At 61.9% G+C, this 22,435-nt stretch carries 17 protein-coding genes; 12 read left to right on the forward strand and 5 right to left on the reverse strand.

Annotated elements, in window-relative coordinates; all coding sequences use genetic code 11:
• Window positions 1-20: 20 nt before the first annotated feature.
• The 3 genes from AC56LG_RS19270 to AC56LG_RS19280 all read left to right on the forward strand — a co-directional run bounded on the left by AC56LG_RS19270 (window position 21) and on the right by AC56LG_RS19280 (window position 3,187).
• On the forward strand, window positions 21-1,949 hold the full coding sequence (locus AC56LG_RS19270) for an FTR1 family protein (protein WP_497167677.1): 1,929 nt from the start codon (window positions 21-23) through the stop codon (window positions 1,947-1,949).
• A gap of 114 nt (window positions 1,950-2,063) precedes the next feature.
• Entirely contained in the window at window positions 2,064-2,462 is a 399-nt protein-coding gene (locus AC56LG_RS19275) for a hypothetical protein (RefSeq protein ID WP_497167678.1), read from the forward strand.
• Window positions 2,463-2,572: 110 nt separating this feature from the next.
• The gene (locus AC56LG_RS19280; RefSeq protein WP_497167679.1) at window positions 2,573-3,187 is read left to right on the forward strand and encodes a cation efflux transmembrane domain-containing protein; all 615 of its coding nucleotides are present in this window, start codon (window positions 2,573-2,575) and stop codon (window positions 3,185-3,187) included.
• Between the two features lie 74 nt (window positions 3,188-3,261).
• Here AC56LG_RS19280 and lspA read toward each other — a convergent pair whose 3' ends face one another.
• The 4 genes from lspA to AC56LG_RS19300 are packed head-to-tail and all read right to left on the reverse strand — an operon-like array spanning window position 3,262 to window position 9,523.
• Window positions 3,262-3,768: a signal peptidase II gene (gene lspA / locus AC56LG_RS19285; RefSeq protein ID WP_497167680.1), complete on the reverse strand. Its 507-nt coding sequence runs from the start codon at window positions 3,766-3,768 to the stop codon at window positions 3,262-3,264.
• 7 nt (window positions 3,769-3,775) lie between these two features.
• Complete coding sequence (locus AC56LG_RS19290; protein ID WP_497167681.1) at window positions 3,776-6,961, reverse strand: efflux RND transporter permease subunit; 3,186 nt, start codon at window positions 6,959-6,961, stop codon at window positions 3,776-3,778.
• Between the two features lie 36 nt (window positions 6,962-6,997).
• Window positions 6,998-8,272: an efflux RND transporter periplasmic adaptor subunit gene (locus AC56LG_RS19295; RefSeq protein ID WP_497167682.1), complete on the reverse strand. Its 1,275-nt coding sequence runs from the start codon at window positions 8,270-8,272 to the stop codon at window positions 6,998-7,000.
• A gap of 3 nt (window positions 8,273-8,275) precedes the next feature.
• The gene (locus AC56LG_RS19300) at window positions 8,276-9,523 is read right to left on the reverse strand and encodes a TolC family protein (RefSeq protein WP_497167683.1); all 1,248 of its coding nucleotides are present in this window, start codon (window positions 9,521-9,523) and stop codon (window positions 8,276-8,278) included.
• 68 nt (window positions 9,524-9,591) lie between these two features.
• Here AC56LG_RS19300 and AC56LG_RS19305 point away from each other — a divergent pair, with 68 nt between their 5' ends.
• The 9 genes from AC56LG_RS19305 (at window position 9,592) to AC56LG_RS19345 (ending at window position 19,941) form a co-directional block, all read left to right on the forward strand.
• Window positions 9,592-9,996 (forward strand): MerR family transcriptional regulator, encoded by a 405-nt coding sequence (locus tag AC56LG_RS19305; RefSeq protein WP_497167684.1) that lies wholly within the window; start codon window positions 9,592-9,594, stop codon window positions 9,994-9,996.
• A 104-nt stretch (window positions 9,997-10,100) separates the two neighbouring features.
• Window positions 10,101-11,168, forward strand: a complete 1,068-nt coding sequence (locus tag AC56LG_RS19310; protein ID WP_497167715.1) for a cation efflux transmembrane domain-containing protein — start codon at window positions 10,101-10,103, stop codon at window positions 11,166-11,168.
• Between the two features lie 528 nt (window positions 11,169-11,696).
• Complete coding sequence (locus AC56LG_RS19315) at window positions 11,697-12,998, forward strand: TolC family protein (RefSeq protein ID WP_497167685.1); 1,302 nt, start codon at window positions 11,697-11,699, stop codon at window positions 12,996-12,998.
• Entirely contained in the window at window positions 12,995-14,206 is a 1,212-nt protein-coding gene (locus AC56LG_RS19320) for an efflux RND transporter periplasmic adaptor subunit (protein ID WP_497167686.1), read from the forward strand. The genes AC56LG_RS19315 and AC56LG_RS19320 overlap by 4 nt, the downstream gene beginning before the upstream one ends.
• A gap of 14 nt (window positions 14,207-14,220) precedes the next feature.
• The gene (locus AC56LG_RS19325; protein WP_497167687.1) at window positions 14,221-17,385 is read left to right on the forward strand and encodes a CusA/CzcA family heavy metal efflux RND transporter; all 3,165 of its coding nucleotides are present in this window, start codon (window positions 14,221-14,223) and stop codon (window positions 17,383-17,385) included.
• Window positions 17,386-17,433: 48 nt separating this feature from the next.
• Window positions 17,434-18,024: a hypothetical protein gene (locus tag AC56LG_RS19330; RefSeq protein ID WP_497167688.1), complete on the forward strand. Its 591-nt coding sequence runs from the start codon at window positions 17,434-17,436 to the stop codon at window positions 18,022-18,024.
• A 50-nt stretch (window positions 18,025-18,074) separates the two neighbouring features.
• A complete protein-coding gene (locus AC56LG_RS19335; protein ID WP_497167689.1) occupies window positions 18,075-18,260 on the forward strand; it encodes a hypothetical protein in 186 nt (61 codons plus the stop codon).
• Window positions 18,261-18,388: 128 nt separating this feature from the next.
• Window positions 18,389-19,348, forward strand: coding sequence for a cation diffusion facilitator family transporter (locus tag AC56LG_RS19340; RefSeq protein ID WP_497167690.1), 960 nt, complete (start codon window positions 18,389-18,391; stop codon window positions 19,346-19,348).
• Complete coding sequence (locus AC56LG_RS19345) at window positions 19,345-19,941, forward strand: SIS domain-containing protein (protein WP_497167691.1); 597 nt, start codon at window positions 19,345-19,347, stop codon at window positions 19,939-19,941. Before AC56LG_RS19340 ends, AC56LG_RS19345 begins: the two co-directional genes overlap by 4 nt.
• A gap of 48 nt (window positions 19,942-19,989) precedes the next feature.
• Here the strand turns inward: AC56LG_RS19345 and AC56LG_RS19350 are convergent, their stop codons facing one another.
• Window positions 19,990-22,428 carry a heavy metal translocating P-type ATPase gene (locus tag AC56LG_RS19350; RefSeq protein ID WP_497167692.1) on the reverse strand — a complete coding sequence of 813 codons (2,439 nt, stop codon included), beginning with the start codon at window positions 22,426-22,428 and terminating at the stop codon, window positions 19,990-19,992.
• Between the last annotated feature and the right edge of the window lie 7 nt (window positions 22,429-22,435).

Genomic DNA, 22,435 nt, shown 5'->3' on the forward strand with positions numbered 1-22,435 from the left:
ATTTGGTCAGGTTTTTCATTATGAAGTACCCCATTTGGCGTTGGTTCATTTACGTCGCGGCTCTCTGCAGCTTCCTGGCTGGCACGGCACATGCAGAATCCAAATCGTCCGAACCGCAGGTCAGGCAGCTCTGGCAGTTGCTCGATTATGTCGCTGTGGACTACCCCGGCGCCGTCCAGAATGGAGCGGTCATCAGTGAACCTGAGTACGGAGAAATGCGGGAGTTCTCGGCGCGGGCGCAGAGTCAGGTGCAGTCCTTGCCTCCTCATCCATTGCACTCGGAACTGGCCGCAGCTACCGCAAATCTGAGGCACGCGGTCGAACGCAAAGACAGCCCCCAGCGTGTAGGCCAGCTTGCCCGGGAAGCAAACCGACTGCTCCTCCAGGCGTATCCCTTTCCTGTAGCGCCGCGCGCCATGCCCGATCTTTCCCGTGGCGCCGCGCTGTACCAGGCGCAATGCGCTTCATGCCACGGTGCGACTGGTGCCGGCGACGGCGCTCTTGCGGCAAAGCTCGACCCGAAACCGATCGCTTTCACAGATGAGGAAAGGGCCCGCTCCCGTTCTCTCATGGCCCTTTACCAGGTGCTCAGTCAGGGTGTCGAAGGCACATCGATGCCGTCGTTTGCCAACTTGTCCGAGCACGACCGCTGGTCCCTGGCGTTCTATGTTGGCTCCCTGTCTTTCAAGGATGCCGAGATTGAAGCGGGGAAAACTGCATTTGCACGAAATGAAGTCCCCGCCGCGGCGCTTCCTGACATGACCGCCCTTGTCACGACGACCGAAGAAGAGCTGGCGAAGGCGATGCCGCCGGCAACCGCGCGAGCAGCGCAGGCATATGCACGCACGCACCCCGACATTGTCCGGGAACAGCAGGAACGCAAGGGGATCGCCCTTGCGCGCAAGCTGCTGGAAGAGAGCCTGAACGCCTTGAAGAATGGCCAGCGCGCGACCGCCACCGATCTTGCCTTGTCGGCCTATCTGGACGGCTTCGAGCCGCTCGAGGCGGCGCTCGACGCGACCGACCGCCAACTGCTGGTCGACGTGGAACGGACGATGCAACTGTACCGGGGGTCGGTCGCTCGAGGTGACGTCGCGGGCGCAACGGCATACGCCCAGCAGCTGGACCACTACTTTTTACGTGTCGAGTCAGTTACCGGCTCGGACAAGACCGATGCAACGACGGTGTTCGTAGGCGCGCTGACCATCCTCCTGCGCGAAGGTGTCGAGGCCTTGCTGATCGTGATCGCGATGGTTGCGTTCCTGCGCAAAGCCGAACGCCCCCAGGCGCTGCGCTACGTACACGCCGGGTGGATCTCGGCACTGGCCGGAGGTGCGCTGACGTGGCTGGTAGCCACGTACGTGGTCAGTATCAGTGGCGCAAGCCGTGAAGTGACAGAAGGCCTGTCCTCGCTCTTCGCGGCGGCGGTGCTGCTGTCGGTTGGCCTGTGGATGCACCAGAAAAGCCAGGCTGGACAGTGGCAGGCTTACCTGAAGCAGCATCTCACGGCAGCGATGGAAAAGCGCTCGGCATGGGCCCTGTTTGCCCTGGCCTTCATCGCGGTGTACCGGGAAGTCTTCGAAACGGTCCTGTTCTACTCGGCCCTTGCAGCCGACGGCAACGGCCCTGCACTGATGGGAGGCTTCGTAACGGGCCTCGTCCTGCTGACGATTCTTGCCGGCGTATTCCTGCGCACGAGCGCACGCATGCCTATTGGTAAGTTCTTTTCATTCAGCTCGGCATTGGTCGCTGCTCTGGCAGTCGTGCTGGTCGGCAAAGGGATCGCAGGCCTGCAGGAAGCCGGATGGTTGATGGCGACCCCAATGCAGGGACCGCGCTTGCCGGTCCTTGGCATCTATCCGACTACGCAGACCTATGGGGCACAGGTAGCTCTGCTCCTGGCGGCCGGGCTTGGCTTCGGACTGAATCTGGTCAAAGCCCGAAGGTAGCGAACAGGTATTCAACCATGTACCAGCGCCGGGCAGGAAATGATGACCTAGGACTCGGCCGCGCAGGTGTCGCGGCTGGTGACGGAAGGCGGGCTGATCTTTATAGGAGCTGTCATGAAAAATAACGGAAAACGTATCGTTGCGCTCAGTTCACTACTTATTCTCGTTGGCTGCGCTGATCCAAGGCTTGGACCGAACAGCAAAACGGGCTGGGTAAGCGCACTCTATACGGAAGAGAAATTGAAAACAAACCGTCCTGCCTGCCTCGCAGGTCTGGACACGGCTCAGATTTCTGGCCATCAATACGCCGAAATTACAGTGCCCCATCTTCGCTCTTACAGATATGTCAGCGCCTTAGTACCCGACTCGATCAAGCCCGAGCTTCACGACAAGGTCGAGATATCTCCTCCTTCTTGCAAGGATGGCGCGTTGCCTCAGGTTGTGCAGATACTGAAGCATGCAAAGCCAAAGAAGCCTGCTGCTGTGGCTACTGACAAGAGCGGACCGCCTTGAGCGCACCAGTTTTTCGGGCCACGTAAATTTTTTGCGTCTTCGCACCGCAGTAATGATGCTGAGCCGACCTTAACTGGGCGCAGCTGACCCTATCGTTTATCGGAGACCGCATGACTACGAGCAACACCGCACATAGCGACGAGCTGGATCTGGATGGATCAAACGAGGGGGATCGCAGCATTCTATGGAAAGTCCTACTGATCAACCTGGGACAATGTCTAGCCGGTGTTGCAATTGGAACGTGGGCATCTTCAACCGCCGTGATCGGCGCCGGTCTCGACAATCTAGGAGATGCAGCCGTGTACGCCGTGAGTTTATACGCTGTCGGCCGGTCTGCCGCAATCAAGACCCGTGCCGCCCAGCTTTCCGGCTGGCTCCTCATCGGCTTTGCCTGCCTGTTATTAGTCGAAGTCATTCGCAGGTTTCTCGGCGGCGAAGCCCCGTTGGGGCCGGCCATGATGGCGATGGCCGCTGCAAATGCGCTTCTGAATATTTATTGCATCCGGCTGTTAAAGCAGCATCGGGGGCAGGACATCAATTTCAAAGCCTCAGCCATTTTTACGAACAATGATTCGATCGTGAACGGCGCCATCGTCCTATCGGGCGCGCTGGTGATGTGGACGAACTCAAACCTTCCCGATCTGATTCTTGGAACGGTCGTCTCGTTTATCGCTGCGAAAGGAGGATACGAGATTCTTTCGGAGGCAAAAGAAGCGCAAGAATAGTATCGAGCCGGCTGGAAGCCTGTTTGCAACTAGTCGAGGTAGCGTTCCGTTCCGCCGCCTGTTACAGCGCTATATCACTGTCGTGTTTGCTTATGCACTGTAACCGATGTGCTCCCACTAAACACCGTGTGCAAGACAATAGTTGCCGCGCCCAGCGTAATACCGATGTCGGCAATGTTGAATGCCGGCCAGTGGTACGTGCCCACATACAAGTCAATCCAGTCGACAACGCCCATGCGTGCGGCGCGGTCGATCAGGTTTCCAATTGCCCCGCCAAGTATCATCGCCAACGCTGCCCTCTCCGTGGCCGTCGTCGCCGGCCTCCTGATCATTTGAATGATCAATACCGACGCCAGCACGGCCACAGCGATGAACAGGTAACGTTGCCACCCGCCCGCTGTGGCGAAAAGGCCAAAAGCCGCTCCCTGGTTGATAACATGGACGATGTTCAACGACGGCAGAAGCTCAACCTGCTGGCCGTAGGCCAGCCGATCCACGACCTGGGCCTTCGTGACCAGGTCGGTGGCGGCGATCAGCCCGGCGCCCAAGACGGCAGAGAGCGGTGAAAGGTGTTTGGCCATGGTTCCGTCAAATGCCTTCCGCTACGTTCTCTGCCGGGCGGGCAAAGCGCTGGTACAGCGTCGGCAGCACGAACAGCGTCAGGATCGTGGCCGAGATCAGCCCACCGATGACCACGGTCGCCAGCGGCCGCTGCACCTCGGCCCCGGCGCCTGTCGCCAGTGCCATCGGGACGAAGCCCAGTGATGCGACCAGGGCCGTCATCAGCACCGGCCGCAGCCGCCGCAATGCGCCTTCGCGAACGGCTTGCGCCCACGGCAATTGTTTCGCCAGGTCGTCGATCGATCCCGCCATCACCAGCCCGTTGAGCACGGCAACGCCAGACAGCGCAATGAATCCGACGGCGGCCGAAATCGAGAACGGCAGTCCACGCAGCCAGAGTGCTGCAATCCCGCCAATCAGGGCCAGGGGCACACCCGTGAAGACGACTGCGGCGGCACGCCAGGAACCGACGGCCGAATACAGCAATACGACGATGAGCGCGAAGCAGGCCGGTACCACGACGGCCAGGCGCATCCGCGCGCGCTCGAGGTTCTCGAACTGCCCGCCCCAGGTGAGCCATACGCCGGCCGGTAGCCGTACGTCCGCATTGATACTCGCGCGCGCCTCGCTGACCACGCCGGCAATGTCGCGGCCGCGCACGTTGGCCTGGACGACCACGCGGCGCTTGCCGTTTTCCCGGCTGATCTGGTTCGGTCCCTTGGCCGTCTCGAGTATCGCCACCGACCCCAGCGGAACGAAGCTGCCGCTCGGCGTCAGCACAGGCAGCAGGCGCAAGGCTTCCACGTCGTTGCGGGTCTTTTCGCCCAGTTTCACGACGACGTCGAAACGCCTGTCCCCTTCATAGATCGACCCGGCCTCGCGGCCGGCAATGGCTGCGGCCAAGGTGTCGTGCACGTCCTGGGCGGTCAGGCCGACCCGTGCCATGGCGTCGCGATCCAGCCGAACATCGAGCAGCGGAAGCCCCTGCACCTGCTCCACGCGGACGTCTTCCGCGCCCTCGACCGCGCGCAGTTTTGCCGCGACCTGTTCGGCGGTGCGGAGCATGGCGTCGAAATCGTCGCCATAGACCTTGACGGCGATGTCGCCACGCACGCCGGCCAGCAACTCGTTGAAGCGCATCTGGATCGGTTGGGTAAGCTCATAGTTCTGGCCTGGAATGCCAGCAACCGCTTTCTCGATCTTTTCGACCAGCTCGGCCTTGCTCATACGAGGTTCCGGCCACTCCGAGCGGTCTTTCACGATGACAAAGGTATCGGTGATGTTCGGCGGCATCGGGTCGGCCGCCAGTTCGGCTGTACCCGTTCTTGAAAACACCAGCTTCACCTCGGGCAGCTTGCCGACCGCCTTCTCCACCGCAAACTGCATGGACTGGCTCTGCTCCAGGGAAGTGCCCGGGATGCGTGCCACCTGGAGCAGTACGTCTTGCTCATCGAGCGTCGGAAGAAATTCCTGTCCAAGCGTCGTGAACAGGCCGAGTGCGCCCGCGAAACCGACCGCGGCCAATACGCCGGTCAGCTTCGGCCGGGCGAGAGCACGCTCCAGCAACGGCGCGTACGACGAAGACACGGCCTTGACCAGTTTGTTTTCCTTTTCATCGACATGGCGCGAAAGCCAGAGCGCGATCGCGGCCGGCACGAACGTAAGCGAGAGGACGAACGCGAAGACCAGTGCGAGAATCACCGTCACCGCCATCGGTGCGAACATGCGGCCTTCCACCCCCTGGAACGTCAACAGGGGCACGTAGACGAGAATGATGATTGCCTGGCCGTAGACGCTTGGCCGGATCATTTCGCGTGCGGCGGCGGCGACGGTCTCGAGCCGCTCCGCCTTCGTCAATATCCTGCCGGTCGCATGCTGGCGTTCCGCGATCCGGCGCAGCGCGTTTTCCACGATGATGACCGCGCCGTCGACAATCAGGCCGAAGTCCAGCGCGCCCAGGCTCATCAGGTTCGCAGACAGCCCCGCTTCGAGCATGCCCGCAGAGGTCATCAGCATCGTGACCGGGATGACCGCCGCGGCGATCAATGCCGCGCGCAGGTTCCCGAGGAGCGCGAATAGCACGGCGATCACCAGCAGCGCACCCTCGGTAAGGTTGGTCGCCACGGTCTTGATGGTGGCGTCGACCAGGCGGGTGCGGTCAAGCACCGGCCGGATCAGCAAGTCCGGCGGCAAGGAGCGTGCGATCTCTTTCAGGCGGACATCCACCGCGGCGGCGACCGTCCGGCTGTTCTCCCCGATCCGCATCACGGCGGTACCGACGACGACCTCCTGCCCGCCTTCGGATGCGGATCCGAATCGCACTTCCTGTCCCATGCCGACGGTGGCGACGTGCGAAACAAGTACCGGCGTGCCGCTACGGGTCGTGATGACGGTCTTCGCCAGCTCCTCGGCTGACGTGATGCGCGCATCGGCCTTGACCGTCAGGGCTTCCCCGTTCTGAACGACCACACCGGCGCCCGCGCTCGTGTTGTTGCGCTCGAGCGCTTCGCCCAGCATGGTCAGGCTGACTCCCAGGGCCGCCAGCCGCTGCGGATCCGGTGTGACCACGTATTGCTTGACGTAGCCCCCGATGACGTCCACGCCTGCCAGCCCTTCGGTATTCTTGAGCTGGGGCGCGACGATCCAGTCCTGCACCGTGCGCAGGTAAGTGGCTTTTTCGGCAGCACTGCGCAGCACTTCGCCTTCTGGCGTGACATAGCTGCCATCGGCCTGCAGCCCAGCCGCCGGCCCCGCTTTCGGGGCAGGCTTCGAGGCGTATTCGACCGTCCACATGTAGACGTCGCCGAGCCCGGTCGCGATCGGGCCCAGGCTTGCGGTAGCGCCTGGCGGCAGCGAGCGCTCGACGGCGCGCAGCCGTTCAGCCATCTGCTGGCGCGCGAAATAGATGTCCGTGCCGTCCTTGAAGACGGTAGTCACCTGCGCAAACCCGTGCCTGGTCAGCGACCGGGTGGATTCCAGGCCAGGTATCCCGGCAAACGCCGTTTCGATCGGATAGGTGATCTGCCGCTCCACGTCGGCCGGCGCGAGCGCAGGTGCAACGACGTTGATCTGCACCTGGGTGTTGGTGATGTCTGGTACTGCGTCGATCGGCAGGCGCGTCAGCGCAAGTGCCCCCAGGATCGACAGGAGGATCGTTGCGATGAGCACGTGCCACCGCCGCGCAACGGAAAAGTTGACGATACGAGAAATCATGGTTGGGTGTCCTTCAGGAGCCGTCGAGTGAAGAGATCAGTCATCGTCTCCCGCCTCTCCTTTGCCATGTTCTGCCTTCAGCAGATACGTATTGCTGACCGCAATCTGTTCGCTGCCTTCCAGGCCGGACGTCACCTTGACGTAGCCCGCCGCGTTACCGCCGAGGACAACGTGCCTGATCGCGAACCCACCTTTCTCCCGAACGAATACGCTGGGCTTGTCCTCGACGGTTTGCACGGCCGTCCGTGGAATGGCCAGTTGCGCGCCGCCGGCGCCCCCTTCGAGCGCAATCGATGCCCGGACCGTTTCGCCGATACGCCACGCGCCGCGACCGTTCGACAGGCGGGCAATGGCGCGTACCTGGCGCGTCGCGGGGTCGAGAACACGCGAGACATGCGTAATGCGGCCCGTGCCGGTGCGACCCTCGGTCGACACGTCCACCGCCGTGCCCACGGCGACGCGGGCAGCGTCGTCCGGCGAGAGCGAAAGTTCGGCCGTCAGCTCGTTGAGGTCGGCGACCTCGAAAAGATGGGCGTCCGGTGCGACGATGTCGCCCAAGGCGATCTGTCGTGCCGTGACGTTGCCCTTGATGGGTGAGCGCAGCATCAGCCGGTTGAGCTGTCCCCCGCTGCTTGCGCCTGCGGCGGCGAGCTGCTGCTCGGCCAGGCGAAGACGGGTGCGTGCTTCTTGCGCGGCATTGCGCGCAATCTCAAATTCCTGCCGCGAAGTGACTTTTTCACCGTACAGACGTTCTTCGCGTGCAAAATTGGCCTGCGACAGTTCGTACTGCCGCTTGGCGATCTCGACGTCGGCCCTGAGCTGGGCGACGTCACGGCTTTCGATTACGGCAAGCACGTCGCCACGAGCGACCGGGTCGCCAAGGTTGCGCCGGATCTCGACCACCCGGCCACCCACGGCGCTCGAGACCACCGCCGCATGCTTCGGATCCGCCGCGATGACCGCCGGCGCCTCGACGGCCCCGGCGAACGATTGCCGGACTGGCATGACCTCGATTCCTGCCGCTTTGATTTGCTGGTCCGACAGCGTGACAAAGTCTTTCTTGGCTTCGGCCTCGCCGCCTTCTTTTTCCGCGGCTTCGCCCCGCTCTCCGGCCTCGCCCTTGGATTCGCCTTTCTCAGCCTTCTCAGCCTTCTCAGCCTTCTCAGCCTTTTCGGCCTGTTCGCCTTTGGCATTCGCGCTCTGCTCGCCTTGTTCGGCAGCTTCTTTACGGCTGGCCGTTTCTGGCTTGGGCGAGCATGCGCTCAAGAGGATCATCGCGGCACACAGGCCCGATCGGAATACCGCTTGCATGGGTTAGTCCTTGTAAATTGGAGAGTTGGAACCTTGCAGCCGAGCCAGACGCGCCCGTGCCGTATGAAGTGCTGCGAGCGCATCGACCGAGCTTTCGCGGGTTTCAGCCAGCGAGCGTTCGGCCTCGATCAATTCGAGTTGCGGGAATTTCCCCTCGGCATAACCGATCCTCGCGATACGGGCCGCCTCTTCTGCCGCTGCCAGCGCAGGACCGTTGGCGGCGCGTGCAGCCGCCAGCGCGTCGGCCACCTCGGCTTCTGCCTGTGCGGTGGACTGCTCGACTTCCAGTACGACGGCGCGGCGCACGGCGGATGCGCGATCGAATTCCGCCCGAGACCGCGCAAGCGCGGCGCTGCCCTGATTGAACAATGGCAGCGGGACCGACAGGCCCAGCACAGCCGCCTTGTCGGAAGTTTCGCCATACCGGCGCATGCCGGCGGTCAGCGTGACGTCCGGTATCCGGTCACGCCTGGCCGCATCGACGCGAGCCTCTGCAGCGGCCAGTTCCGCCTCCGCTGTCGCAATCGCGAGCTGCTGCCGCGCAGGCGGTACCTGCTCGCTGCGTTCGATCTGCTCAAACCAGGTAGACGCTATCGCGAAGGGCATTGGCGCGCCTGTCAGCCGCGCGATCGTTTTCTGCGCCAGCTCGGTGGCGCGCATTGCTTTTCCCAAGCGAACCTCGGAATTAATTCGTAGCACGTCCGCCCGTTGCTCTTCTATGGGGGATGCTTTCCCGGCCCGTACCCGCTCGCGTGCGGCGTGATGGGCGCGTTCGGCCAGTTCATGACTGGCTTTTGCGATCGCAAGGTAGCGCTCACTGGCGGCAAGGTTAACGAACGCCTCGGTGATCTGAAACGTCAGTTCGGCTTCAGCGGAGCGCGCACCAACGTCGGCAGCAGCGCGCTCAGCCTGCGCTACGCGTAGCCTGGCGCCCCGCTTGCCGCCCAGCTCGAGGGGCATCGACAGCGAAACCGTCTTTTCTCCGCCACCAAAACCGGAATAACGACCCGAGCCCATCACATTTTCCGCTTCCACGGAAAGCGTCGGATTCGGTCGCAGGCCGGACAGCCGCACATTGGCCTCTGCAGCCCGCAGTGCTGCATCGGCGCTCTGCAGTTGCGGCGCCTGGACGCGGGCTCTGGCAACGGCTTCGGCAAGCGTCAGTGCAGTGCCTTCGGCAAAGGCAGATCCTGCAGCTGCGCACATGGCCAGCAACGCTGCGGTGACACTGAAGTTCATCTTGGTGCGCATAGGTGAATTCGCTTGACGGATTGATAAATGAACTTTATAAACCTTGAAGTCACTTCAAGGTCAAGCATATGTCACGCACTTTTACGATAGGTCAGCTGTCCGCCGCGGCGCAGACCCCTGCGCCGACGATTCGTTATTACGAAAAGATCGGATTGCTCGATTCTCCATCCCGGACCGGAAGTAACTATCGGCTGTATGGCAGCGAGGACGTAGACCGCTTGATCTTCGTTCGCCGTGCCCGGGAAATCGGCTTCACGATCGATCAGGTACGAAGTCTGTTGGCCTTTTCCGATAGCCGCGATGGCGACTGCTGTGCAGTGAGCGCGATGACCGAGCAGCATCTTGCCGAAGTCGAGCAGAAGATCAGAGACCTCAACTTACTGAAAGAGCACCTGTCCCGTCTGCTCATTTCATGCCAGGGCGGCCGAGTTTCCGATTGCGGCATCATCGGCGCCCTGTCACCTCAGCAATAGATTACTCCTCCTGCTGGACGGTCCTGGCGTGGCGAACACGCTTGACCTTGAAGCGGGTTGAAGCTTTATCCTTCGAACAAATTCCCGATCCCAGGCTGAACGTCATGACACAAGACCAAACCGCTACGGCAGCCCGCCTCGAAACCGAACTATTTGTCTCGAAGATGGACTGCCCTTCCGAAGAGAATTTGATTCGGATGGCCTTGGGCAAAGTTTCGGGCATCGACAACATTGCCTTCGACCTCAACGCCCGCACGGTGACTGTGCTCCACAATGGCAAAGCGGATGCCCTTGTGGAGGTGCTGCAGCCCCTGCGGCTGGGTGTCGAATTGCGCGGATCCCACCCAGCGAAGCCGAAAGTCCACAACATACGTACGCTGAGTACACTCGGGATTCCCAAGATGGATTGCCCTTCGGAGGAGAACATGATCCGCATGGCACTGTCGGATGTCGGCGGAATTCAATCTCTGAACTTTGACCTCTCCCAGCGACAGCTCCATGTTGCGCATACGGGAGAAGTCGATCGCATCTTGAATAAGCTGGGCCCGCTAAAGCTTGGCGCCCATCTGATCGGATCGCAACCGGATTCGTCCCAGCAGGAGGCTGATAATGACAAGGCCGGCAACGCATCGGAGGCGAAGACACTCCGGTTGCTGCTAGCTATCAACGCCATCATGTTCGTGGTCGAGCTGGTCTGGGGATTGGTCGCAGAATCAACCGGTTTGGTCGCTGATTCGTTGGACATGTTTGCGGATGCCGCTGTGTACGGCCTGGCCCTGTACGCGGTAGGCAGGGCTGCGGCGATGAAGACGCACGCAGCACACCTGGCCGGCTGGCTGCAGCTCGTGCTCGCGCTGGGCGCCCTCAGTGAAGTGGTCCGCCGGGCCTTCTTCGGAAGCGAACCGGAATCGGGCCTGATGATGGGCGTTGGCGCGGTAGCCCTGGTTGCGAATGTGGCTTGCCTGGTGTTGATCGCAAAGAAACGCGATCGCGGGGCGCACATGAAGGCAAGTTATATTTTCTCGGCGAATGACGTTATTGCAAACATCGGTGTGATTGCTGCTGGCGCACTCGTCACGTGGACCGGATCGCCTTATCCCGATTTGATTGTCGGCACGGTGATCGGTGTGATCGTTCTCTCGGGCGCACGTCGCATCCTGAAGCTGAAGTAAGGATATTGAGCGCAAAAGACAAACGATCCCCCGTGCTATACTTTTCTTCATGGCCGCCCGACGCTTCATCTACCTTGTCTTGACGATCCTCGCTCTTCAGCTCAGCTGGAGCGTGGTTGCTGCCTATTGTCAACACGAGTCGGGCCGTGCCGCCCAGCATTTCGGTCATCATTCGTCGGAGGCCGACTCGCACAAGCTCGCCTCCGCTGAGAAGGACAAGCCGACGGGTTCCAGCAAGAAAGTCGCAATGCACTCGCACTGCGCTTCCTGTGCTCACGCGACGCTTTCCTTCGAAGGACTTCCTGTTGCGCAAGCGATTATTGAACCGGTCCGTCTGGCGCCGCCGACGCTCCAGCTTCAATACTCCTCCTCATACTCTGCTCGTCCCGAGCGGCCTCAATGGATCTCCGCCGTCTGATTCGGCGGCAGATCGTATACATCCACTCATCGTTGTGCGGGCGGGCCTGAAGGCCATCCCGATACGTCTCGCTGCTGAATAGCCTTCGTTTTCAATAACCGGAGTTATTCATGCATCCCAAGTATTTCGTCCTCGGGGCGTCCGTGCTATTTGCACAGGCGTTGCCGAGTGCTGCGCAGATAATTGCGCAGCCTGTATCCCCTTTGGCAACACAGCAGCAAACACCGATCGCAGGCCCGCCGCTGACGCTCGATGAAGCCATCGCGAGGGCACTGGCGGCCAACCCAAGCCTGCGTGCGGCCGCGCTCGACGTTGCTATCGCCGACGGCATGCGCCGCCAGGCGGGCCTGATCTCGAATCCGGAAGTGTCCTTTGTCCGTGAAGGAACGCAACGCGGTACCCGCACCCAGACCGTGCAGCTCAGCCAGGTGCTCGAACTCGGAAGAAAGCGCTCGGCGCGTATCAACCTGGCCGAACGCGAACGCAGTCTTGCGGCAGGCAACCTTAGCGTAGCCCGTACCGATCTGCGCGCCGACATCACAACGGCCTATTTCGATGCACTGGGTGCACAGGAGCGCGTGCGCATCGCTCAGGCGTCGCTCGACGTCGCAGCTAAAGCAACAGTGGCGGCCGAAAAGCGCGTCACGGCCGGACGGGTTTCGCCTGTCGAGCAGGATCGCGCCGGCGTGGCACAGGCATCGGCGCGGCTCGAGCTGGCCCAGGCGCAGAGCGACCTGGCGATTGCCATGCACACCTTGTCCGCCTATTGGGGCGAAACTGGTCAGGCAAACCTTACCTTGATCGTCCCTGAACTCGACCTGGCACCAACGCCTGCGCTGGCCGAACTGGAACAGCGACTGGCCACCTCGCCGCAGCTGCGGCGCGCGAACTTGCAGGTCCAGCGCGAGGAAGCTCAGGTCGGCGTCGATCGTGCCCAGCGCATGCCCGACCTCACGCTTATCGTCGGCCAGAAAAAGGACGACGAGATCGGGCGTTCGCAGACCGTGGTCGGCCTGTCGGTCCCGCTGCCCCTATTCAACCGCAACCAGGGCAGCCTCCAGGCCTCGCTCGGCCGCGCGGAGAAGGCACGCGCCGAACTGGAGGCCGAGCGCCTGCGCCTGCACCAGGGGCTGACCAACGCGTACCAGCGCGCCCAGTTGTCGCGCGAGCAGGTGCGCAGCATGCGGGAAAACATCCTGCCGGCCGCGCAGCGCGTGTTCGACTCAGCGGTCACCGGCTTTGAAGCCGGCAAGTTCGGGTTCCTCGACGTGCTCGACGCCCAGCGCACGCTGCTGCAGATCCGCACCCAATACATCCAGGCACTGTACGACCGCTACCGCGCCGTCGCCGACCTTGGCCGCTATGCCGCTCCAGACGCAGGCGCCAACCTCAACAACAGGAGTGCCCCATGAAGTCGACTATCAACAAAAAATCCCTCTTTTCCATCGCCGCCGTGATCGGCATAGGTCTCGCGCTCGCGCTCGCCATTCTTTTCTGGAAAAAGGACGCGCCAGCGGCCCAGGGTGAAAGCGAACACGCAGAGGAAACCGCCGAAAAGTCGGGGGGCAAGGAAGAGCATGCCGACGAGCCGCCCGGCCTGATCGAGATGACGCCGCAGCAAGTGCAAGGCGCGGGAATCGCCGTCGCGCAGGCCGCTCCGGCGCGCATCGATACCGCCGTCACGCTGCCGGGCGAAGTGCGCTTCAACGAAGACCGCACCGCGCATATCGTCCCCCGGGTGGCGGGCGTGGTCGAATCTGTCTCCGCCTCGCTCGGCCAGGAGGTGAAGAAGGGCCAGCCACTGGCCATCATCGCAAGCCCCGACCTGGCCGAACTGCGCAGTACCGCCCTCGCCGCGGACAAGCGCCTCGGACTGGCGCGCACCACCTATGAACGCGAGAAGAAGCTGTGGGAAGACCGGATCTCGGCGCAGCAAGACTACTTGCAAGCCGAGCACGCCTACCGTGAAGCGCAGATCGAGGTGCAGTCGGCCAGGTCGAAACTGACGGCCCTAGGCGCCGAGATCAACGGGGGCGCCGTGAGCCGCTATGTCCTGCGCTCGCCCTTCAACGGCGTCGTGGTCGAAAAGCACCTGTCGCAGGGCGAAGCGGTGAAGGAAGACGCGAACGCCTTCCTGGTGTCCAACCTGTCGACCGTCTGGGTGGAGATCGTGGTGGCGGCCAAGGACCTGGAATCGGTCCGCGTCGGCCAGCCGGTCACGATCAAATCAGCTGCCGGCAGCGCATCGGTGACCGGCAAGGTCAGCTATGTGGGCAGCCTGCTGGGCGAACAGACCAGGACCGCGACCGCGCGGGTCGTCATCGACAATCCGGGCCTTGCATGGCGCCCTGGACTGTTCGTGAACGTCGCTCTCGTGCGCGGCACGAAGGAAGCTGCCGTTGCGGTCGCAGCCGATGCCGTGCAGACCATTGAGGGCAAAGCCGTCGTCTTCACGAAAGTGCCGAAGGGCTTCCAGGCTAAGGAAGTCACCCTGGGTGCGAGCGACGGCAAGAACGTCGAGATCGTCGCCGGACTGAGCGCCGGGGCGCAATACGTTGCAACGGGCAGCTTCGTTGTGAAAGCCGAGCAAGGCAAAGGCAGTGCCGAGCACGAACACTGATCGAGGAACCCGACATGTTTGAACGAATTATCCGCTTCGCCATCGAGCACCGATGGCTTGTCATGCTGGGCGTCGTCGCCATGGCTGCCATCGGCATCTACAACTACCAGAAACTGCCCATCGACGCGGTGCCCGACATCACCAACGTCCAGGTCCAGATCAACACGTCGGCCGCCGGCTATTCGCCGCTGGAAGCCGAGCAGCGTGTGACCTTCCCGATCGAAACGGTCATGGCGGGCCTCCCCGGCCTGGAAGAAACCCGGTCGCTGTCGCGCTATGGCCTGTCGCAGGTGACCGTCATCTTCAAGGATGGCACCGACATCCACTTTGCACGCCAGCTCGTCAACCAACGAATCCAGGAAGCCAGGGAAAACTTGCCTGAAGGCGTGGTGCCGATGATGGGCCCGATCTCTACCGGCCTAGGCGAGATCTACCTCTGGACGGTCGAAAGCGAGCCGGGCGCGAAAAAGCCCGACGGCACACCGTACACCCCGACCGACCTGCGCGAAGTCCAGGACTGGATCATCAAGCCGCAGTTGCGGCAGGTTCCCGGCGTCACAGAAATCAATTCGATCGGCGGCTTCGAGAAGGAATACCTGATCGCACCCGATCCGGCCAAGCTCAGCTCCTACGGCCTGTCGCTGTCCGACGTCGTCGGCGCGATCGACCGCAACAATAACAACGTCGGCGCCGGCTATATCGAGCGCCGTGGCGAGCAGTTCCTGATCCGCGCACCGGGCCAGGTGCGTACCCTCGACGATATCCGCAACACGGTCCTCAGCAACGTCAAGGGCGTTGCAATCCGCGTGCGCGACGTGGCGACCGTCGACATCGGACGCGAACTGCGTACCGGCGCCGCGACCGAAAACGGCAAAGAGGTCGTGCTCGGCACGGTATTCATGCTGATCGGCGAGAACAGCCGCGCCGTGTCGCAGGCCGTTGCCGCCAAGATGGTCGAGGTGAATCGTTCGCTGCCCAAAGGCGTCAAGGCGGTGCCGGTGTACGACCGGACGGTACTGGTCGACAAGGCCATCAATACCGTCAAGAAGAACCTGCTCGAGGGTGCGGTGCTGGTGATCGTCATCCTGTTCCTCTTCCTCGGCAACATCCGTGCGGCGATCATCACGGCGATGGTCATCCCGCTGGCGATGCTGTTCACCTTCACGGGCATGGTGTCGTACAAGGTCAGCGCGAACCTGATGAGCCTGGGCGCCCTCGACTTCGGCATCATCATCGATGGCGCCGTGGTGATCGTCGAGAACTGCGTGCGGCGGCTCGCACATGCGCAGGAGCACCACAAGCGCGACCTGACCCTCACCGAGCGCTTCCATGAAGTGTTTGCGGCTGCCCGGGAAGCACGGCGACCGCTGCTCTTCGGCCAGCTCATCATCATGGTTGTGTACCTGCCGATCTTCGCGCTGTCGGGTGTCGAAGGAAAAATGTTCCACCCGATGGCCTTCGCCGTGGTTGCGGCCCTGGTCGGCGCCATGATCCTGTCGATCACCTTCATCCCCGCCGCGGTGGCCCTGTTCATCGGCAAGCGCGTCACCGAGAAGGAGAACAGGCTCATGGGCATGGCCAAGCGTGCTTATGCGCCGATGCTCGAAAAAGTCATGCGCAACGCGGCACTGGTTATCACGAGCGCGGTCGTCCTCGTCGTCCTGTCGGGGTTACTGGTGACGCGGCTGGGCAGCGAGTTCATTCCGAGCCTGAACGAAGGCGACCTGGCGTTGCAGTCGTTGCGCATTCCTGGCACCAGCCTGAGTCAGTCCGTGGAAATGCAGAAAAAGGTGGAAGCCGGCCTGAAAGCGAAGTTCCCGGAGATCGACAGAGTGTTTGCCCGCACCGGCACTGCCGAGATCGCATCGGACCCGATGCCGCCGAACATCTCGGACGGCTACATCATGCTCAAGCCTGAAGCGCAATGGCCAGCGCCGAAGAAGAGCCGTGACGAACTGATCGCAGCGATTCAGGAAGAGACCGAGAAATACGCCGGCAATTCCTACGAGTTCTCGCAACCCATCCAGTTGCGATTCAATGAACTGATCTCCGGCGTGCGCAGCGACGTTGCCGTCAAGGTCTTCGGCGACGACATGGAGGTGCTTGCATCGACCGGCAAGGAGATCGCCGAGGTACTTCAGCGCATTCCCGGCGCGGCCGAAGTGAAGGTCGAGCAAACGGGCGGCCTGCCTATGCTGACCGTTAACATCGACCGCGAGAAGACTGCGCGCTATGGCCTGAACATTGGCGACGTGCAGGAAGCCCTGGCCATCGCAACCGGCGGTCGCGAAGCCGGCACCATGTTCGAGGGCGACCGCCGCTTCGACATCGTCGTTCGTTTGCCCGAAACGCTGCGAACCGATCTCGACGCGCTCAGGCAGCTGCCGATCTCCCTGCCCGCCAAGGACGGCGGCGCGACGACCTATATCCCCCTGGGCGAGGTTGCTTCGCTCGAATTCGCGCCAGGTCCGAACCAGATCAGCCGGGAAAACGGCAAGCGACGCATTGTCGTTAGTGCGAATGTGCGCGGACGCGATATCGGCTCGTTCGTACCTGAAGCGTCCGCAGCAATCGCCCAGAAGGTCAAAGTGCCGGCGGGCTACTGGACGAGCTGGGGCGGCACCTACCAGCAACTGCAGTCGGCCACTACCCGGCTCCAGCTGGTCGTACCGCTCGCCCTGTTCATCGTCTTTACGTTGCTGTTCATGATGTTCAATAACGTGAAGGACGGGCTGCTGGTCTTTACGGGTATCCCCTTTGCCCTGACGGGTGGCGTCATCGCACTGGCTCTGCGCGGTATTCCGATGTCCATCTCGGCGGCGGTCGGGTTCATTGCGCTCTCCGGTGTCGCGGTGTTAAACGGCCTGGTGATGATTTCCTATATCCGCACCTTGCGCGAAGAAGGCATGGGGCTGGACCGGGCCATCACGCACGGCGCCTTGACGCGGCTGCGGCCAGTGCTGATGACGGCCCTGGTGGCGTCCCTCGGCTTCGTGCCGATGGCGATCGCCACCGGCACCGGGGCCGAAGTGCAGCGGCCATTGGCCACCGTTGTGATCGGGGGCATTCTTTCCTCGACGGCGCTGACGCTGCTCGTCCTTCCCCTCCTCTACCGGCTTGCGCATCGCAAAGACAGCGATGAAGTACCAGCGGAGCCGGTGAAGGTTCTCGTGCATTGAGACTGCCGGGCCGCGAGGAATTCTTGCGGCCCGGCTGAGGAGGATGAAATGCGTGAAGACACCCCAAGTCGGTCGCCAGGCACGCGCCGGCTTTTCGGGCTGGACCTTGCTGCGCACGGAACGGCTCTCCTGAGCTTCATGACTGGAGCAGTCGTTTTGGAAAGCGTCGTCCTCATGGGAGCTGCCTCGCATCACGCAGCAAGCATCGGTTTTCGCCTGCTACTTGACAACAAGGATACTGGGCAATTTCGAATCAGGTCGGGCGACGCATTGTATTCACTTGCCCAGCTCATCATTTGGGCATGTTGCCTGCTACTGGCTATATGCGTTACCGCCATGGGCGCACACGGCATGTTTCACGCAGAGCCGCTCAATGCCCTGGCAATAGCAGGCTTCGCGATACCGGGAGCGCTGGCCGCTACGACTACCGCTGCGCTGGCTTTGCGGACTGGCGGTGCTGGACGTAGAGGGCGCGCGGTCGATGCAATGCTGTCCGGAGCGCCGGCCGTGCTGGCGTTTTGTGTCGCGTTCAGCCCACTGGGCGTTGAGGCAGGAAAGCTGGACGCACTTGCCGGGCTGAGCATCGTACTGATGCTGTGCGCACGTATCGTGCTCCATCTTGGCCGGATTCTGGACTGATTCGCTGCTAGAGAGACAAAGCGTTGAACGCAATCGCAAGGAGACGAACAATGAAACTACAACAACAGCTGCCCGATCCGATACGTGGTCAGCTCATCGAAGTAGTTGGAATCAGCAGCCTGATTTTCTTTGGCCTGATGATGGTGTTTTTCGGTTGGCTCCAATACAAGGACCGCAACAATCCGGCAAACAAGAAGAAAAGGAAGGGCTCAGCGCGCAGCGCGAAGAAAAAATAGCAATCCTCCGGCGTCCTTGGCGCCCGTCCGTATCGCGGGCGAGCGGCAGGAAGCGTGCCGAACTCTCCGCGAGGGTCTCGCTTCTCTAATTTGTCAGCACACCGTAATTACTATATAAGGGGAAAACAATGGGTTCAGGACATTCACATGCAGCACAGCCGGGCCAGAACGAACGACCACTCTGGATTGCCCTCGGTCTCACGACCGCCTTCCTCATCGCTGAAATTATCGGCGGCATCCTTACCAACAGCTTGGCGCTAATCTCGGATGCAGCGCACATGTTTACCGACAGCGCGGCGCTGGCAATTTCACTGGCCGCAATCCGCATCGGCAAACGCCCGGCAGACAGCAACCGGACATTCGGGTACTACCGCTTCGAGATCCTGGCGGCCGCTTTCAACGCCATGCTGCTGTTCGCGGTGGCGATCTACATCCTTTACGAGGCTTACCAGCGACTGCACAATCCACCGGAAATTCAGTCGGGAACGATGCTGATGGTTGCCGCTTTCGGCCTGGTCGTGAACCTCGTTAGCATGCGCCTGCTCTCGAGCGGCAAGGACAGCAGCCTGAACGTCAAGGGCGCCTATCTGGAAGTCTGGAGCGACATGCTCGGTTCGATTGGCGTGATCATTGGTGCGCTCGTTATTCGCTACACCGGCTGGACCTGGGTCGATTCGGTGATTGCCGTTGCGATCGGGCTGTGGGTGCTGCCACGTACTTGGACGCTGCTCAAGGCAAGCATGAACGTGCTGCTCGAGGGGGTGCCAGAGGGACTGGGCATTGCCGACGTCAAGGATGCAATTGCGCGAGTGCCGGGCGTAGCCAGCGTTCACGACCTGCATGTATGGTCGATCACCAGCGGAAAAGCCAGCCTGACAGTGCACGTCGTGCAGGGTACTGCTGTCACAGACCCGCAAGCCCTCCTGATGGCGATCCGCGAACTCGTGGCGCGCGAGTACGATATCCATCACAGCACCATCCAGATCGAAACGACGCCCTGTGAACAGGCGACTGAAGAGCACAGCTTCGGGCCTACGCTGGCACACGAGCACGCCGGCCACGACGAGCATGAAGGAGAAAAGCGATGATCGACCATATCAGGGCCAACCTCGTCGAGGCACGCGACGCGCTCGACCGCCTCATCAGCGATGATACCCAACTCGGCAATATTCAGGCCGGCGCCTCCCTGTTGATCGACGCATTGCGCAGCGGACGCCGCGTCATCTCGTGCGGAAACGGCGGCTCGATGTGCGATGCGATGCATTTGGCCGAAGAGCTGTCGGGGCGATTCCGCGAGGATCGCCCAGCGATGGCAGCCGTGGCCATCAGCGACCCGAGCTATATCAGCTGTGTCGCCAACGACTACGGCTACGACCAGGTGTTTGCCCGCTTCGTCCAGGGTAACGGCGCCGCTGGCGACGTCCTGTTCGCAATCAGCACGAGCGGCAGCAGCCCATCGGTCGTGCTGGCTGCCCAGGCTGCCCGTGCGCGCGGAATAAAGGTGATCGGCCTGACTGGGCGGTCAGGGTCGCAGCTCGAACAGAATGCCGACGTATGCATCTGCACAAGTGCGGGCCGGTACGCAGACCGGGTGCAGGAGCTGCATATCAAGGTCATCCATATCCTGATCGAGTTGGTCGAGCGCGCTTTGCAGCCGGCGAACTACCCAGTCAACGGGTAAGCCGCCGACAGGGCCCCACAATAGGCGTCTGGAAGCGGACGCGCCTGCTTACGTCCCGCTGCGTGCTCCACTGAACTTGAGCAGCCGCAGCCCATTGAAGACCACCAGCAGGCTCGCGCCCATGTCCGCAAACACTGCCATCCACAGGGTGGCCGATCCCGCAATCGCCAGTCCCAGGAACACCGCCTTGATCGAAAGGGCGGTAACGATGTTTTGCTTCAGGATGGCACTGGCCTGCCTGCTCAATCGGATGAACTGAGGGATCTTACGCAGGTCGTCATCCATGAGCGCGACGTCGGCTGTTTCAATCGCCGTATCCGTGCCGGCCGCACCCATGGCGAAGCCGATATTTGCCTTGGCCAGCGCCGGCGCGTCGTTGATCCCATCTCCTACCATCCCAACGACACGGTGACGGGCAATCTCTTCATCGACCGCTGCAAGCTTGTCTTCCGGCAGCAGGTTGCCCCGGGCGTCGTCGATGCCGACCTGGCGGGCGATCGCGGCCGCGGTGACCGCGTTGTCGCCGGTAAGCATGACGGTGCGCACACCAAGTTTGTGAAGCTGGGCAATCGCCTCGCGGCTGGTTTCACGAATGGTATCGGCTACACCAATGATCAACAGCGGCGCCGCTTCGTCACATAAGACCACTGCGGTTTTGCCCTCGCCTTCGAGTTTCGCGAGTGCCGCCTCGGTTGCGTCATTGCAGATACCGAGCTCCTCGACCAGCCGGTGGTTGCCCAGGTAGTACCACTTGCCGTCGATTTTGCCTTTCGTGCCACGGCCAGTGAGTGCTTCGAAATCCGTCACGGTCGACACGGGAACGCTTCCTTCCTGATCCGACCAGTAGCGGCTCACCGCGGTCGACACCGGGTGGTCCGAGCGGTCGGCAAGAGACGCCGCCAGTTGCAGCGAGCTGCCAGGGTCACCTCGCAAGGGGAATACATCGGTCACGACCGGCTTGCCCTGCGTAATGGTACCGGTCTTGTCCAAAGCCAGCGAACGCACTTTGCCGCCCTCTTCAAGGTAGACGCCGCCTTTGATCAGGATTCCCATCCTGGCAGCCGCGGCGAGGCCGCTCACGACCGTCACCGGGGTCGAGATCACGAGTGCGCAGGGACAGGCGATCACGAGCAGTACGAGCGCCTTGTAAATCCATGGCATCCACTGCGCTCCCAACACCAGGGGCGGGAAGACGGCGACTGCAAGTGCCAGCGCAAACACGATCGACGTATAGACCTTGGAGAACTTGTCGACAAAGCGCTGGGTGGGCGCGCGGCTGCCTTGCGCCTCTTCGACGGCGCGGATGATGCGCGCGAGCGTCGAATTGCTGTGGGCAGCCGTAACGCGATATTCGAATGATCCGGTCTCGTTGACCGTGCCGGCGAACACGATGTCACCTACCGATTTCCAAACCGGAATGCTTTCGCCCGTGATCGAGGCCTGGTTCACGGCAGACTGACCGGCCGTCAGTGCACCGTCCAGGGCAATCCTCTCCCCAGGCCTGACACGCGCGATGGTACCGACCGGGACGCTTGCCGCTTCACGTTCCGTCCAGGTGCCATCCTCCAGGAGCACCTGCACGGTATCCGGTGTCAGGGCAACCAGGCCCTGGATTGCGTTTCGTGCCCTGTCGAGCGAACGCGCCTCGATCAGCTCGGCAAGCGCGAACAGGACCATGACCATCGCGGCTTCCGGCCATTGGCCGATCAGTACCGCGCCGGTAACGGCGATCGACATCAAGGCATTGATGTTGAGGTTGCGATTCTTGAGGGCTATCCAGCCCTTCTTGTAGACGCCCAGGCCGGAAACAGCGATGGCGGCCACTGCCAGCAGAATGACCGGTACGGAATTCTCTACCCCGGTGCTCCAGGCAACGATCTCGGCACCGATAGCTGCAGCCAGGCCAAGCAGAAGGCTGATGAATTGCTTGTTCTGGGTAGGCGGCGCCGTCGGCGCGGTGCGCTGGCCCGGCACATTGCCGATTGCGGTCGCCTGCATCCCGATCGACTTCAGGGCTTCTTCAATCAGGGAAACAGGGCCAGTATGCCAGACAGCCAGACGGCGCTGAACCAGATTAAACTCCAGCTTCTCGACCTGGAATACGCCGGCGAGCTTGCTGCGAATGAGCGCCTCCTCGGTCGGGCAATCCATGTTCTCGATCCGGAATACGGTATTGGTTGCAGACGCATCGACGGCGAGGTCGCCTTCCACGACCGGTTCCATTCCAACCGCGCGGATGGCAGAGATAATGGGAGCTGGGTCAGGGAGACTGTGCGAAACCCGCAGTTTTCTCTGGACGAGATTGAAGTCCAGCTGCCCGACGCCCGATACGCGGGCCAGCGCCTGACGTAGCAACCCTTCTTCAGTCGGGCAATCCATCTGCGCAATGCTCAGCTCGAGTGCGGTTGTACCCGCACCTGAGGTCGCGGCGTTTGTTGTTACCGCGCCCGCCTTTGCGCAACAGGACTTACTCTGGCAATCCGACATGTCCATC

The organism is Telluria sp. ZB2R32, from assembly GCF_059685715.1.